The following is a 15,000-nucleotide window of genomic DNA, read 5'->3' on the forward strand; positions in this document are numbered from 1 at the left end:
AAGCAGTTAGGCTGATAAGTAGGCAAATCCGCTTATCGTGAAGGCTGAGCTGTGATGGGGAAGCTCCTTATGGAGCGAAGTCTTTGATTCCCCGCTGCCAAGAAAAGCTTCTAGCGAGATAAAAGGTGCCTGTACCGCAAACCGACACAGGTAGGCGAGGAGAGAATCCTAAGGTGTGCGAGAGAACTCTGGTTAAGGAACTCGGCAAAATGACCCCGTAACTTCGGGAGAAGGGGTGCTTTCTTAACGGAAAGCCGCAGTGAATAGGCCCAAGCGACTGTTTAGCAAAAACACAGGTCTCTGCGAAGCCGTAAGGCGAAGTATAGGGGCTGACACCTGCCCGGTGCTGGAAGGTTAAGGAGAGGGGTTAGCGCAAGCGAAGCTCTGAACTGAAGCCCCAGTAAACGGCGGCCGTAACTATAACGGTCCTAAGGTAGCGAAATTCCTTGTCGGGTAAGTTCCGACCCGCACGAAAGGTGTAACGATTTGGGCACTGTCTCAACCAGAGACTCGGTGAAATTATAGTACCTGTGAAGATGCAGGTTACCCGCGACAGGACGGAAAGACCCCGTGGAGCTTTACTGTAGCCTGATATTGAATTTTGGTACAGTTTGTACAGGATAGGCGGGAGCCATTGAAACCGGAGCGCTAGCTTCGGTGGAGGCGCTGGTGGGATACCGCCCTGACTGTATTGAAATTCTAACCTACGGGTCTCATCGACCCGGGAGACAGTGTCAGGTGGGCAGTTTGACTGGGGCGGTCGCCTCCTAAAGTGTAACGGAGGCGCCCAAAGGTTCCCTCAGAATGGTTGGAAATCATTCGTAGAGTGCAAAGGCATAAGGGAGCTTGACTGCGAGACCTACAAGTCGAGCAGGGACGAAAGTCGGGCTTAGTGATCCGGTGGTTCCGCATGGAAGGGCCATCGCTCAACGGATAAAAGCTACCCCGGGGATAACAGGCTTATCTCCCCCAAGAGTCCACATCGACGGGGAGGTTTGGCACCTCGATGTCGGCTCATCGCATCCTGGGGCTGTAGTCGGTCCCAAGGGTTGGGCTGTTCGCCCATTAAAGCGGTACGCGAGCTGGGTTCAGAACGTCGTGAGACAGTTCGGTCCCTATCCGTCGTGGGCGCAGGAAATTTGAGAGGAGCTGTCCTTAGTACGAGAGGACCGGGATGGACGCACCGCTGGTGTACCAGTTGTTCTGCCAAGGGCATAGCTGGGTAGCTATGTGCGGAAGGGATAAGTGCTGAAAGCATCTAAGCATGAAGCCCCCCTCAAGATGAGATTTCCCATAGCGTAAGCTAGTAAGATCCCTGAAAGATGATCAGGTTGATAGGTTCGAGGTGGAAGCATGGTGACATGTGGAGCTGACGAATACTAATAGATCGAGGACTTAACCATATAATATGAAGCAATGTTATCTAGTTTTGAAGGAATATCCTTCATAGTTTGGTGATGATGGCAGAGAGGTCACACCCGTTCCCATACCGAACACGGAAGTTAAGCTCTCTAGCGCCGATGGTAGTTGGGACCTTGTCCCTGTGAGAGTAGGACGTCGCCAAGCAATCAAAGACGAGTCATAATGACTCGTCTTTTTTGTATTTCCTAAGAAATGGCGGATTGTTGAGTAAGTAAAAACAACGAAATATAATAAGGGATTTTTTGAGCAGAGACAGCTAAAAATTGATAAATAAACGGATAATCTTCAGAAGCATAGCTTCCCAATAAGTCGTACCACCAATCTGTTTCATAGCGAGAAATCATACTCAAATTGTAGAGTAGTAAATAATGTGTAAGTAGTTCCGGTAAAAGTGCTTTATGATTACGGACATCATGAGTTGTCGGTAAATAGTAGGTATGTGTATGACAATCATAAGAAAAAGGTGTGCTATATAATGGATTCCATGTTTCAATAGGTGTCGAAAACACTAAGGAAGATTTATTTAATTCATTTGGCGTGTAGTGAATAAAAAGATGCTTACATGTTGTTTCTATATGACGAATAAAACGTTCTTTCGTCATATGCAAACGATCTAGTATAGCAGGGGGAAATGAAATATGATGTTCACTTACTTTATCGACTTTGTATAGCATTTGTTTTTTTTGACTGTACTGAAACAGGTTTTTTAATTCAGCAATTTTTTTCGTTAGTTCTAGCATTGTAAATTTTTCAGTTTCCAAATGTTTCATGTGAAACATTCGTTCCGCCACATGAGTAAATAACCCATTTTTTTGTATTTTTACTTCATCTTCTAAAAATTGATATCCTTGTTTCTTTCGTTTACGTGTTGTTACGCCGTGTGCTAAGACTGTCGTTGATTCTGGATAATTCGGATCGACGGTTAATAAGCAAGCCTTTAAGAGCTGGCTCATGCCATAAAACTGCAACATAGGTTGAATGGAGAATGGGGCAGTTTTACATAATTCATAATAACTTTTCCCATGTTCCAAATAATAAATAAAGGGATAGCAATTTTCGAAGCTCTTCTTTTCAGCATTTTCAATAGGTAATTTTTCATAGCAGTGGACAAGATAACGTTGTACATGTTGGGATGAAAAAAAGAAACTTAATTGCTGCCAAGTATGAGATGTATGGTGCATGTAATACACTCCTTTTATTATCTAAAAATTCAAACATATATGTACTTTCTTGACAGTATTTTAACCAATTGATAAGCTACTAATAATAATTTCTGGTATCATAGGGGGAAAATTTATGTGGGAATCTAAATTTGTTAAAGAAGGTTTGACATTCGATGATGTATTACTTGTACCAGCGAAGTCAGATATATTGCCAAGAGAAGTAAGTGTAAAAACTGTTCTATCTGAAAGCTTACAGTTAAACATTCCTTTAATTAGTGCAGGTATGGATACAGTAACAGAAGCTGATATGGCGATTGCTATGGCACGTCAAGGCGGCTTAGGGATTGTTCATAAGAATATGTCTATTGAGCAACAAGCCGAGCAGGTTGATAAAGTAAAGCGCTCTGAGAGCGGCGTTATTACAGATCCTTTCTTTTTAACTCCAGAACATCAAGTATATGATGCAGAACATCTTATGGGAAAATATCGTATTTCAGGTGTACCAATTGTAAATAATTTAGATGAGCAAAAACTAGTTGGTATTATTACAAACCGTGATATGCGTTTCATTCAAGACTACTCTATTAAAATTTCCGATGTGATGACAAAAGAGCAATTAATTACAGCTCCTGTTGGCACAACACTAGAAGATGCTGAAAAGATTCTCCAGAAATATAAAATTGAAAAACTCCCTCTTGTTGATAATCACGGTGTATTACAAGGGCTTATCACAATTAAAGATATTGAAAAAGTAATTGAATTTCCAAACTCTGCAAAAGATACGCAAGGTCGTTTACTTGTTGGAGCAGCAGTTGGTGTAACAGCAGACGCAATGCTTCGTATCGATGCATTAGTGAAAGCGAATGTTGACGTAATTGTTCTTGATACAGCTCATGGACATTCTCATGGTGTTATTGAAAAAGTAAAAGAAGTTCGTGCGAAATATCCATCATTGAATATTATCGCAGGTAATGTTGCTACAGCTGAAGCGACACGCGCATTAATCGAAGCAGGTGCAAATATTATTAAAGTTGGTATTGGACCTGGCTCTATTTGTACAACACGCGTTGTGGCAGGTGTTGGTGTACCACAATTAACGGCAGTATATGATTGTGCAACAGAAGCTCGTAAGCATGGTATTCCAGTGATTGCTGATGGCGGCATTAAATACTCTGGAGATATGGTAAAAGCGTTAGCAGCAGGTGCACACGTTGTTATGCTTGGAAGTATCTTTGCTGGTGTAGCAGAAAGCCCAGGAGAAACTGAAATTTACCAAGGACGTCAATTTAAAGTATACCGCGGCATGGGTTCTGTTGGAGCAATGGAAAAAGGAAGTAAAGATCGTTACTTCCAAGAAGGCAACAAAAAACTTGTTCCAGAAGGAATTGAGGGACGAGTACCATTTAAAGGTCCTTTAGCTGATACAGTTCACCAATTAGTTGGTGGCTTACGTGCAGGTATGGGATATTGTGGAGCACAAGATTTAGAGTTCTTACGTGAGAGTGCACAATTTATTCGCATGTCAGGTGCTGGCTTACGCGAAAGTCATCCACATGATGTACAAATTACAAAAGAATCTCCAAATTACTCTTTATAATGTCTTATATGTAAATGGACAGAGACCTAGTATCTCTGTCTATTTTTTTTTGATTATGTTAAAATAACGGTTATGTGAATACAAAGATATTGGGGGTAACAACAGTGAAAGGTATGTTTTGCAAGCGATTCATCGCAATGGTAACAGTGCTTACGCTATTTTGCAGCATGTTTGTTACATATAGCAGTGCATCGGCAGAAACAAGCTCTGCTTTAAATATTGAAGCAGGTGCAGCAATTTTAGTGGAAGCAAATTCTGGGAAAATTTTATATCAAAAAAATGCAGATGAATTACTAGCGATTGCTAGTATGACAAAAATGATGAGTGAGTACTTAGTTCATGAAGCAGTAGACAAAGGAAAACTGAAGTGGAATCAAAAGGTAAAGGTTTCTGACTATGCGCACACGGTTTCACAGGATCGCTCATTATCCAACGTTCCTCTAGAAAATGGCGGATCTTATACAGTGAAAGAGCTATATGAAGCCATGGGCATTTATTCTGCAAATGGTGCAACAATTGCTTTAGCTGAAGCTGTTGCAGGATCGGAAGCAGATTTTGTAAAAATGATGAATGATAAAGCAAAAGAGCTTGGATTGAAAAATTATAAGTTTGTAAACTCTACGGGATTATCAAACAAAGATTTAAAAGGTAAACATCCAGAAGGAACAACACCGGATGAAGAAAATAAAATGTCTGCTAGAGATTGTGCAATCTTGGCACAACGTCTGATTCAAGATTTCCCAAATGTATTAGAAACGGCTGGAATTCCGAAAAAGACATTCCAAGAAGGTGGAAAATATCCGATTGAGATGGCTAACTGGAACTGGATGTTAAAAGGATTAATCATGGAGTATGAAGGCGTAGATGGTCTCAAAACAGGATCTACTCCAGAAGCTGGGGATTGCTTTACAGGCACAGCGGAGAGAAATGGTATGCGTTTAATTTCTGTTGTTATTAAAACAAATTCTCATACAGCACGCTTTGCAGAAACGAAGAAACTATTTGATTACGGTTTTACAAACTTTGAAGCGAAAAAGGTATATCCAAAGGGTTCAGCCGTAAAGGGACATGAAACTGTACAAGTAAAGAAAGCGAAAGATACGGATGTAGCATTGCAAACGAAACAAGCTATCGTACTTCCAATGCCAAAAGGAAGTAAAGATGTTTATAAAACAGAATTTAAAGCAATGAAAGAAAGACAAGAAGCACCAATTAAAAAGGGTACAACAATTGGTCAAATGGTTGTATCAGCTAAAGATGGTAATGATGCTGGCTTCTTAACAGGTAAGTCCTTACAAGTAGATCTTGTAACAAAAGCAGAAGTAGAAAAAGCTAACTGGTTCACTCTTTCTATGCGTGGAATCGGTTCTTTCTTTGGCGGCATTTGGAACAGTGCTGTTGACACAGTAAAAGGTTGGTTTTAAAAGCTCCTCATTGTAGGAGCTTTTTTTATTTACTATTTTTCATACTGACTTTATCAAAAAATAGTAGACAAGCCTCTAATAGTTAGTGGTAGAATGTAAGAGTATTCTTAATTTTCGCCGTTAATGGGGAAAAGCAATTCACCTAGGGGGGTTTTTGTACATGACAAATGTAACAGGAACAGAGCGTGTAAAACGCGGAATGGCAGAAATGCAAAAAGGCGGCGTCATCATGGACGTAGTTAACGCTGAACAAGCTAAAATTGCGGAAGAAGCAGGTGCGGTTGCTGTTATGGCATTAGAACGTGTTCCTGCAGATATTCGTGCGGCAGGTGGCGTTGCACGCATGGCGGATCCAACAATTGTAGAAGATGTAATGGGTGCCGTATCGATTCCAGTTATGGCAAAATGCCGTATTGGGCATCTTGTAGAAGCTCGTGTACTAGAATCATTAGGGGTAGACTACATTGATGAGAGCGAAGTATTAACTCCAGCTGATGAAGTGTATCATTTAAATAAACGTGACTACACTGTTCCGTTCGTATGTGGATGTCGTGATATTGGGGAAGCGGCACGTCGTATTGCAGAAGGTGCATCCATGCTTCGTACAAAAGGTGAGCCTGGAACAGGAAACATTGTAGAGGCTGTACGTCATATGCGTCAAGTAAACGCAGAAATTCGTCAAGTTGCGAATCTACGTGAAGATGAATTAATGACATATGCAAAAAACACTGGGGCTCCTTATGAAGTATTACTTGAAATTAAACGTCTTGGTCGTTTACCAGTTGTAAACTTTGCAGCAGGTGGTGTTGCAACGCCAGCAGATGCTGCATTAATGATGCAACTTGGTGCAGATGGTGTATTCGTAGGATCTGGTATTTTCAAATCAGAAAACCCAGAAAAATTTGCACGTGCGATTGTTGAAGCGACAACACATTACGAAGACTATGAATTAATTGCAAGCCTTTCTAAAGGATTAGGCACTGCAATGAAAGGTGTCGAAATTTCAACATTATTACCAGAACAACGCATGCAAGAGCGCGGTTGGTAATTAAAGGAGATTTTAACATGGTTATAGTTGGTGTATTAGGTCTTCAAGGAGCTGTACGTGAACATGTGAAGGCAGTTGAAGCAAGTGGTGCAGAAGCTGTTATCGTGAAACGTGTGGAACAACTTGAAGAAATTGATGGACTTATTTTACCGGGTGGTGAAAGCACAACAATGCGCCGCCTAATTGATAAATATGGGTTTATGGAACCGCTTCGCAAGTTTGCCAAATCGGGTAAACCGATGTTTGGTACGTGTGCAGGTATGATTTTACTTGCAAAAAATCTTGTAGGCTATGAGGAATCTCATATTGGTGCCATGGATATTACGGTTGAGCGCAATGCATTTGGTCGCCAAAAGGATAGCTTTGAAGTTGCTCTTTCGATAAAAGGCGTAGGGGAAGACTTTGTTGGTGTATTTATTCGTGCGCCATATGTGGTGAACGTAGCAGACAATGTTGAGGTTCTTTCTACACATGATGATCGAATGGTAGCAGTAAAGCAAGGTCCATTTTTAGCTGCTTCGTTCCATCCAGAGCTAACGGATGATCATCGCGTTACAGCATATTTTGTACAGATGGTGAAAGAAGCGAAAATGAAAAAAGTTGTATAAGTAACTTGCAACTTGTGAAAGATTATAGTAAATTGATGGTAACAATTTTATAAGATAAACGTGTTGATAGGAAGTAGTAACAAATTTTGTTTCTTGTAGAGAGTCGGTGGTTGGTGAAAACCGATAGAAGCAATTTGTGAATCCATCCTAGAATGAAATGTGGAATGTCATTTGAGACTAGTAAACATTTCCGGTGAAGAGTCGTTATTTCTACTTGAGAGGAAGGCAATATTGCTTTCAACTAGGGTGGCAACGCGGTTTAACTTCCGTCCCTTTTTTACAGGGACGGGAGTTTTTTGTTTTTATAAATAAAAAGGAGGAATACATAATGCTTGATATTAAATTTTTACGTACAAACTTTGAAGAAGTAAAAGCAAAATTACAGCATAGAGGCGAAGATTTAACTGATTTTGGTCGCTTTGAAGAACTAGATACAAAAAGAAGAGAGCTTCTTGTGCAAACAGAAGAGTTAAAAAGTAAGCGTAATGAAGTGTCTCAACAAATTTCTGTATTAAAACGCGAAAAGAAAGACGCAGACGCGCTAATTGTAGAGATGCGAGAAGTAGGAGAGAAAGTAAAGGATCTTGATAATGAGCTTCGCGTAGTGGAAGAAGATTTAGAACGATTAATGCTTTCTATCCCAAATATTCCTCATGAATCTGCGCCAATTGGGGAAACAGAGGATGATAATGTACAGGCGCGCACTTGGGGAGAAGTAAAAGAATTTGGTTTTGAACCAAAACCCCATTGGGACCTTGCTACTGACCTGGAGATTTTAGACTTTGAACGTGCAGCTAAAGTAACAGGAAGTCGTTTTGTATTTTATAAAGGTGCAGGCGCAAGATTAGAGCGTGCTTTAATTAGCTTTATGCTTGACCTTCACACAGACGAGCACGGTTATGAAGAAGTTTTACCTCCTTATATGGTAAACCGTGCAAGCATGACAGGAACAGGACAACTTCCAAAGTTTGAAGAAGATGCGTTTCGTATTGAAAGCGAAGATTACTTCTTAATTCCTACAGCCGAAGTACCTGTAACAAATATGCACCGTGATGAAATTTTAAACAGAGAGCAGTTACCAATTCGCTATGCAGCATTTAGCTCATGTTTCCGTTCTGAAGCAGGATCTGCTGGTCGTGATACACGTGGTTTAATTCGTCAACATCAATTCAATAAAGTAGAACTTGTGAAGTTTGTGAAACCAGAAGATTCTTATGAAGAATTAGAAAAGTTAACAAATGATGCAGAACGCGTGTTACAATTATTAGGTCTACCGTATCGCGTTATGAGCATGTGCACAGGAGATTTAGGATTTACAGCAGCGAAGAAATACGATATCGAAGTATGGATTCCGAGCTACGGTACATATCGTGAAATCTCTTCTTGTAGTAACTTTGAGGCATTCCAAGCAAGACGTGCAAACATTCGTTTCCGCCGCGATACAAATGCAAAACCGGAACATGTTCATACATTAAATGGATCTGGACTTGCAATTGGACGTACAGTTGCAGCAATTTTAGAAAACTACCAACAAGAAGATGGTACAATTATAATTCCAGAAGTTCTTCGCCCTTATATGGGAGGGAAAACAGTTATTAAATAAATTGAAATTTTCATCGGTATGAGTGTTGTCAGTAAAATAACTATGGGAAAAGGATGTTCTTTCCTTTTCCTACAATTTATTATAGTAGGGTTGACTAACTGTTTTTCTTTTGATATTATATTTGATGTCAATATGGAGGAATACCCAAGTCTGGCTGAAGGGATCGGTCTTGAAAACCGACAGGCGGTGAGAGCCGTGCGGGGGTTCGAATCCCTCTTCCTCCTCCAGATATAATTGACAACAGCGCATATAAGTGGAGATTGGAGAACTCGTTACCAACACGTAACGAGTTTTTATTTTAAAACCAATCAGAAAGTATGATGTAAGGCTGTTGATGCCTTATGAAACACTCATATTCCGATGATTATCTTCATAGATATGAAAGGGGTCACCATGGATATTATTATACAAACATTTCCGCTTGACGGAAAAACTTTATACTATGTACAATGCCCAGTTTGTAAGAAAAATAGAATTTTAAACAGTGCTGCAAACGTATCTCGCACTATAAGTGACGAGACATTTCGTAAGCTTTGCGGTTGTACTTGCAACGTGAAACAGGAAATGAAAAAAGTAGAGGCGCCGAAAAAAGCTGAGAAGAAAGAAACAGCTCCAAAACGTACAGGCAAAGTACTAACAGCAGTAATTAATGGGAAAGAAATGACTGTTAAAGAAATTGCTGAAGCATATGATATTAGTACAAGTACTGTTCGTCAGCGTATTCATGCAGGCAAACCAGAGAGCGAAATTATTGCTCCAACAAAAAAGAAAAAATAAGTTAATAGAAAAACCCGTGCATCCGCACGGGTTTTTTATTTTACAAGTTTACGTGTTTGTTGTAGGAAGTTACCTATTTTCTTTACAATTGGTTCGATAGAATTTTCATTTTTTAAAATATCGTACTCATTAATATTCAATCGTAGTACGGGGCATGAGTTAAAGTTATTAATCCAATTTTCGTAACGTCCGTGCATTTCTTTCCAATATTCAATCGGTGTTTGTTGTTCCATTGGACGACCGCGCTCTTGAATACGATCTACAATATCGTCAAAAGAACCTTCTAAATAAATAAGTAAGTCTGGGTGTGGGAAGTAAGGTGTCATGACCATTGCATCGAATAGACCTTTATAGGTTTCGTAATCTGTTTCTGTCATCGTTCCTTTTTCGTAATGCATTTTGGCGAAAATACCAGTATCCTCATAAATAGAGCGGTCTTGAATAAAGCCACCACCGTATTCAAAAATTCTTTTTTGTTCTTTAAAGCGTTCTGCTAAAAAGTAAACTTGAAGATGGAAACTCCAACGTGTGAAATCAGCATAAAACTTATCTAAATAAGGGTTTGAATCTACTTTTTCAAATGATGTACGGTAACCTAGGGCGTTGGCAAGTGTGGTTGTCATTGTTGATTTACCAACACCAACTGTACCAGCAATGGTAATCACTGCATCATTTGGTATATCGTATTTTTGCCTTAAATTCATTGCTATTTCGTCTCCTTTAAGAGTGTATTTTGAAGGGCAGATAAGATGATATGCAAATCATCATTGTTCTTCACGAAATCCATATTATCTCCATTGAATTTTAACACTGGGATATCAGGATGATCCTTTTTGAAAGTATCCATTGCTGCTTCATAATCTTCAATAAGTTGTAGTAAGTAATTTGGATCCATATTTTTTTCAAATTCTCGTCCGCGCATCGCGATTCGTTTTTGTAATGTTTCTAAACTCGCTGTTATATATACAATTACATTTGGTACAGGCATATCTTGCGTAAGAATACGATAAACCTGCATGTACTTGTCGTATTGTGTGTCCTTCAATGTACGAGATGCGAAAATTAAATTTTTAAATATGTGATAATCTGCTACCACGGGCTTGCTTTGTTTCAAATACTTTATATTAATGTCTTCTAATTGCTTGTAGCGATTGCAAAGGAAGAACATTTCTGTTTGAAAACTCCATTCTTCAATATCTTCATAAAATTTCCCTAAGAAAGGATTTTCATCAACAATCTCTTTTAATAGGTGGAGTTGCATGTGAGTCGAAATCGCCTTCGCTAACGAAGTTTTTCCGACACCGATTGGTCCTTCAACCGTGATAAATGGTACTCTGGTCACGCTGTTTCCTCCTTTCGATTCATAATTTGCCGTAAATAAAAAGCACAAAACAGAATTATTGTAGCATAAGAGGGAAGTGAGCGGACTAATTTGTCATAAAAAGTTAGAAAATCGACGCATGCTATTCAAGTTTTAATTGAAAGGAAGGCATAATATTTGCTTTTAGTGTAGCTTCCATTATTTTTAAAGCATGTTGGTTATCTTGATCGGAATTAGAGACAGTGCAATCCTGGGGTACATATAATGTATAGTTCCTCATATGAGCGTCATTCGCTGTGAATAAAATGCATATATTTCCAGCTATTCCTGTTATGATGAGTTTTTCAATTTTTAAATGCCCTAATAAAGAGTTTAGAGGGGTTTCATAAAAAGCAGAATAATGTGGTTTAATAAAAACATAGTCATCTGTTTCTGGAGCAATAGCTTGTATAATATTTTTGCTATAATCATTTGTGCAATGGGTAATGAGCTGATCAATATCAGCTCGCCATAGATAATAGTGATCATTGATGTAAATAACAGGACAATCTAACGTTTTCATTGTTTGTTTCATTTTCAGTATGGGTTCGATAATCGTTTGGCATTTCTGTGCGAGAATCGGTCCATGTGAGAATTGAAAGTCATTAATCATATCAATAATTAACAGTGCGGTATTTTTCATATGTAATCTCCCTTCCTTTCTCTTTAGATTGGGTTGAATGTGTGAAAGTTATCCTGCTGCCTACAAAAGTCGGATGGTCGTACTAACCATTAATGAGGGCGAAGAGCCACTACACTTTATTTGTAAATGAGAGGATTTTGTCATGGAACAAGATATTTATTTTATGAAGCTTGCAATAGAAGAAGCAAAAAAAGCCGAAGCAATACAAGAAGTCCCGATTGGAGCTGTCGTTGTATTAGATGGGGAAGTAATTAGCTTTGCTCATAACTTAAGGGAAACACAGCAGCGATCTGTTGCACATGCTGAGTTATTGGCAATAGATGAAGCTTGCAAAAAATTAGGAACATGGCGCTTAGAAAATGCGACGCTATACGTGACTTTAGAACCGTGTCCGATGTGTGCGGGTGGAATTGTACTATCTCGTGTAAAGCGGGTGGTATATGGTGCCAGTGATCCAAAGGGTGGCTGCGCAGGTACATTAATGAATCTTTTAACAGATGAACGTTTTAACCATCAATGCGAAGTTGTACCAGGTGTAATGGAAGAAGAATGTGGTTTGTTGTTAACAAACTTTTTTAGAGAACTTCGTAAAAAGAGAAAAGAGAAGAAGGAAAAACTGGATAAAAATACCGACCGTTAACATGTTTGCAATTTATAATGAAACAAGTTATACTGATAATGTCTTGATAAAGGCAACCTAATATTGGTTTTAACTTTGCCGTGCTAAGCGGGGAGGTAGCGGTGCCCTATACTCGCAATCCGCTCTAGCGAGGCCGAAACCCTTCTCGAGGTTATGTTACTGTAAGGCCTGCCTTAAGTAAGTGGCGTTGACGTTCGGGTCCTGCGCAACGGGACCCCGTGAACCTTGTCAGGTCCGGAAGGAAGCAGCAATAAGCGGGTTTTCTCGTGTGCCGCAGGAGTGCCTGAACCGAGCTAACTGCTTAAGTAACGCTTATGGTACGTAATCGACAGAAGGTGCACGGCAGTTATATATGTATACAAAACTCACCTCATATGATGTAGGTGGGTTTTTTGTATAGAAAATAACTTTTGGAATCTATAAACAGAATGGGTTATAATAAACGAGATAATAACCTTTGAGGGAGGCCGTGTTTTCGTGTCATACCAAGCGTTATACCGAACATGGAGACCGCAAAAATTTGAAGATGTAGTCGGTCAAAAGCACGTAACAAAAACGTTGCAAAATGCCCTTCTTCAAGAGAAAGCGTCGCATGCCTACTTGTTTTCTGGTCCAAGGGGAACAGGGAAAACGACAATTGCAAAAGTGTTTGCAAAAGCGATTAACTGTGAGCATGCACCGACAGCAGAGCCTTGTAACGAATGTCCTGCTTGTTTAGGCATTACGAAAGGATCTATTTCAGATGTATTAGAAATTGATGCGGCTTCAAATAACGGTGTAGATGAAATTCGAGATATAAGAGATAAAGTGAAATATGCCCCAAGTGCAGTCGGATATAAAGTATATATTATTGATGAAGTCCACATGCTCTCCATGGGTGCTTTTAATGCGCTTTTAAAAACGTTAGAAGAACCACCGCAACATGTTATCTTTATTTTAGCAACAACAGAACCACATAAAATCCCACCTACTATCATTTCACGTTGTCAGCGCTTTGAGTTTCGGAAAATATCAGTACATGACATCGTAGAGCGATTAGCAACTGTTGTTACAAATGAAGGTACAAAGGTGGAAGAGGAAGCGCTACAAATTGTTGCTCGTGCTGCTGAAGGTGGTATGCGTGATGCTTTAAGCCTCATTGATCAAGCAATTTCTTATAGTGATGAAACAGTTACAGTTGAGGATGTTTTGGCGGTAACGGGTTCTGTTTCTCAACAATATTTAGGGAATCTTGTAGAATGTATACGTGAAAATGATGTATCAAGAGCGTTGCGCATCATTGATGAGATGATGAGTAAAGGGAAAGATCCAATGCGTTTTATGGAAGATTTCATTTATTATTATCGTGATATGCTTCTATATCAAACCTCACCGCAATTAGAACATATGTTAGAGCGAGTAATCGTAGATGATCAGTTCCGTATGTTAAGTGAGGCAATGCAACCGGAAATCATCTATGAAATTATTCATACACTGAGTAAAGGTCAACAGGAAATGAAGTGGACAAATCATCCTCGTATTTTCCTAGAAGTTGTCATGGTACAGCTTTGTCAACAATTCATGTTGAATGCAAATGGAGCAGACCGTTTGCAAGCGATTATGAACAGAATGCAACAGTTGGAAAAAGAATTAGAACATGTAAAGAAAAATGGAGTGCCAGCTGGTGTGCAACAAGAAGTAAGAGAGACACGCACGGCGCCAAAACCGGTACGTACAGGAAGTATGAAAATTCCTGTGGGGCGTGTGCATGAAGTATTAAAACAAGCGAAACGCCAGGAATTAGAGCGTTTAAAAGGTGTATGGGGTGAGTTGTTAGGAAGACTCAAAGCTCATAATAAAGTGGCGTTTGCAGTTTTGTTAGAAAATAGTGAGCCGGTTGCAGCTTCTGAAGATTCCTATGTTTTGGCATTCCAATATGAGATACATTGTAAAATGGCAAGTGAAAATCGGGACGCGACAGATACCGTAGAACAAATTCTTTTTGAATTGCTTAGTAAAAGGTTGCACATGATTGCAATTCCAAAAAGCGAATGGGGTAAAATACGCGAAGATTTTTTACAACATGATGGTGGATCTTCAGAAGATGCTGCAGAAAAAAAAGTAGATCCTCTCGTAGAAGAGGCTGTAAAATTAGTAGGGAAACAACTCATTGAAATAAAAGAATAAACATACTTAGGAGGAATTATTATGATGCGTGGCGGAATGGGAAATATGAATAACATGATGAAACAAATGCAAAAGATGCAAAAGCAAATGGCAAAAGCACAAGAGGAACTTGGAGAAAAAACAATTGAAGGTACAGCTGGTGGTGGAATGGTTACAGTTATCGTAAATGGCCACAAGCAAATCGTTGAAGTGAAAATTAAAGAAGAAGTTGTAGATCCAGAAGATATCGAAATGTTACAAGACCTTGTATTAGCTGCTACAAATGATGCACTTAAGAAGGCGGAAGAACTGTCAAACTCTACAATGGGACAATTTACAAAAGGATTAAACTTACCAGGTGGAATGTTCTAAGTAGGAGGATACTTATACATGCATTATCCAGAACCGATTGCAAAGCTTATCGATAGCTTTATGAAGCTACCAGGTATTGGTCCGAAAACGGCTGTTCGATTGGCCTTTTTCGTATTAGATATGAAAGAAGATGACGTATTAGATTTTGCGAAATCACTTGTAAATGCAAAACGAAATTTAACATATTGTTCTGTTTGT

14 protein-coding genes, 1 tRNA gene, 2 rRNA genes, 1 other RNA gene and 1 other annotated feature (2 of these 19 running past the window's edge) are annotated in these 15,000 nt (G+C 39.4%); of the genes, 14 read left to right on the plus strand and 4 right to left on the minus strand.

Annotation, left to right across the window (positions count from 1 at the left end):
* Positions 1 to 1,403: ribosomal RNA gene (locus tag QRE67_RS00050) — 23S ribosomal RNA — on the plus strand; it begins 1,519 nt to the left of the window's first position.
* A 47-nt stretch (positions 1,404 to 1,450) separates the two neighbouring features.
* Positions 1,451 to 1,566, plus strand: a 5S ribosomal RNA gene (rrf, locus tag QRE67_RS00055).
* Between the two features lie 41 nt (positions 1,567 to 1,607).
* On the opposite strand, the gene QRE67_RS00060 is transcribed toward rrf, so the two are convergent.
* Positions 1,608 to 2,603 carry a YaaC family protein gene (locus QRE67_RS00060; protein WP_286123017.1) on the minus strand — a complete coding sequence of 332 codons (996 nt, stop codon included), beginning with the start codon at positions 2,601 to 2,603 and terminating at the stop codon, positions 1,608 to 1,610.
* 115 nt (positions 2,604 to 2,718) lie between these two features.
* Between QRE67_RS00060 and guaB the strand changes: the two genes are divergently transcribed.
* From guaB to QRE67_RS00095, 7 genes are all read left to right on the plus strand, one after another.
* Positions 2,719 to 4,182 (plus strand): IMP dehydrogenase, encoded by a 1,464-nt coding sequence (guaB, locus tag QRE67_RS00065; protein ID WP_286123018.1) that lies wholly within the window; start codon positions 2,719 to 2,721, stop codon positions 4,180 to 4,182.
* Positions 4,183 to 4,286: 104 nt separating this feature from the next.
* The gene (locus QRE67_RS00070) at positions 4,287 to 5,606 is read left to right on the plus strand and encodes a serine hydrolase (RefSeq protein ID WP_286123019.1); all 1,320 of its coding nucleotides are present in this window, start codon (positions 4,287 to 4,289) and stop codon (positions 5,604 to 5,606) included.
* A gap of 160 nt (positions 5,607 to 5,766) precedes the next feature.
* Positions 5,767 to 6,654 carry a pyridoxal 5'-phosphate synthase lyase subunit PdxS gene (pdxS, locus tag QRE67_RS00075; protein ID WP_286123020.1) on the plus strand — a complete coding sequence of 296 codons (888 nt, stop codon included), beginning with the start codon at positions 5,767 to 5,769 and terminating at the stop codon, positions 6,652 to 6,654.
* Positions 6,655 to 6,671: 17 nt separating this feature from the next.
* Positions 6,672 to 7,262 carry a pyridoxal 5'-phosphate synthase glutaminase subunit PdxT gene (gene pdxT / locus QRE67_RS00080; RefSeq protein ID WP_286123021.1) on the plus strand — a complete coding sequence of 197 codons (591 nt, stop codon included), beginning with the start codon at positions 6,672 to 6,674 and terminating at the stop codon, positions 7,260 to 7,262.
* A 54-nt stretch (positions 7,263 to 7,316) separates the two neighbouring features.
* Positions 7,317 to 7,539, plus strand: a binding site (T-box leader).
* A 51-nt stretch (positions 7,540 to 7,590) separates the two neighbouring features.
* Entirely contained in the window at positions 7,591 to 8,865 is a 1,275-nt protein-coding gene (serS, locus tag QRE67_RS00085) for a serine--tRNA ligase (protein ID WP_286123022.1), read from the plus strand.
* A gap of 134 nt (positions 8,866 to 8,999) precedes the next feature.
* Positions 9,000 to 9,092 (plus strand) — tRNA-Ser (locus QRE67_RS00090).
* 166 nt (positions 9,093 to 9,258) lie between these two features.
* Positions 9,259 to 9,642, plus strand: coding sequence for a sigma factor-like helix-turn-helix DNA-binding protein (locus tag QRE67_RS00095; RefSeq protein WP_286123023.1), 384 nt, complete (start codon positions 9,259 to 9,261; stop codon positions 9,640 to 9,642).
* A gap of 35 nt (positions 9,643 to 9,677) precedes the next feature.
* On the opposite strand, the gene QRE67_RS00100 is transcribed toward QRE67_RS00095, so the two are convergent.
* The 3 genes from QRE67_RS00100 to QRE67_RS00110 form a co-directional block, all read right to left on the minus strand.
* The gene (locus QRE67_RS00100; protein ID WP_286123024.1) at positions 9,678 to 10,346 is read right to left on the minus strand and encodes a deoxynucleoside kinase; all 669 of its coding nucleotides are present in this window, start codon (positions 10,344 to 10,346) and stop codon (positions 9,678 to 9,680) included.
* A 2-nt stretch (positions 10,347 to 10,348) separates the two neighbouring features.
* A complete protein-coding gene (locus QRE67_RS00105) occupies positions 10,349 to 10,984 on the minus strand; it encodes a deoxynucleoside kinase (RefSeq protein ID WP_286123025.1) in 636 nt (211 codons plus the stop codon).
* Between the two features lie 121 nt (positions 10,985 to 11,105).
* Complete coding sequence (locus QRE67_RS00110) at positions 11,106 to 11,645, minus strand: cysteine hydrolase family protein (protein WP_286123026.1); 540 nt, start codon at positions 11,643 to 11,645, stop codon at positions 11,106 to 11,108.
* A gap of 142 nt (positions 11,646 to 11,787) precedes the next feature.
* On the opposite strand from QRE67_RS00110, the gene tadA reads away from it, so the two are divergent.
* The 5 genes from tadA to recR all read left to right on the plus strand — a co-directional run.
* Positions 11,788 to 12,285 (plus strand): tRNA adenosine(34) deaminase TadA, encoded by a 498-nt coding sequence (gene tadA, locus QRE67_RS00115; protein WP_286123027.1) that lies wholly within the window; start codon positions 11,788 to 11,790, stop codon positions 12,283 to 12,285.
* Between the two features lie 78 nt (positions 12,286 to 12,363).
* An RNA gene (ffs, locus tag QRE67_RS00120) (signal recognition particle sRNA large type) lies at positions 12,364 to 12,628 on the plus strand.
* Positions 12,629 to 12,762: 134 nt separating this feature from the next.
* Positions 12,763 to 14,451 (plus strand): DNA polymerase III subunit gamma/tau, encoded by a 1,689-nt coding sequence (dnaX, locus tag QRE67_RS00125; RefSeq protein WP_286123028.1) that lies wholly within the window; start codon positions 12,763 to 12,765, stop codon positions 14,449 to 14,451.
* Between the two features lie 24 nt (positions 14,452 to 14,475).
* Complete coding sequence (locus tag QRE67_RS00130) at positions 14,476 to 14,802, plus strand: YbaB/EbfC family nucleoid-associated protein (RefSeq protein ID WP_286125161.1); 327 nt, start codon at positions 14,476 to 14,478, stop codon at positions 14,800 to 14,802.
* An 18-nt stretch (positions 14,803 to 14,820) separates the two neighbouring features.
* Positions 14,821 to 15,000: the start of a recombination protein RecR gene (recR, locus tag QRE67_RS00135; protein WP_286123029.1), read on the plus strand. It continues 417 nt past the right edge of the window; the window shows 180 of its 597 coding nt (coding positions 1-180); the start codon lies at positions 14,821 to 14,823; its stop codon lies beyond the right edge, outside the window.

The organism is Bacillus sp. DX3.1, from assembly GCF_030292155.1.
Lineage (GTDB): Bacteria > Bacillota > Bacilli > Bacillales > Bacillaceae_G > Bacillus_A.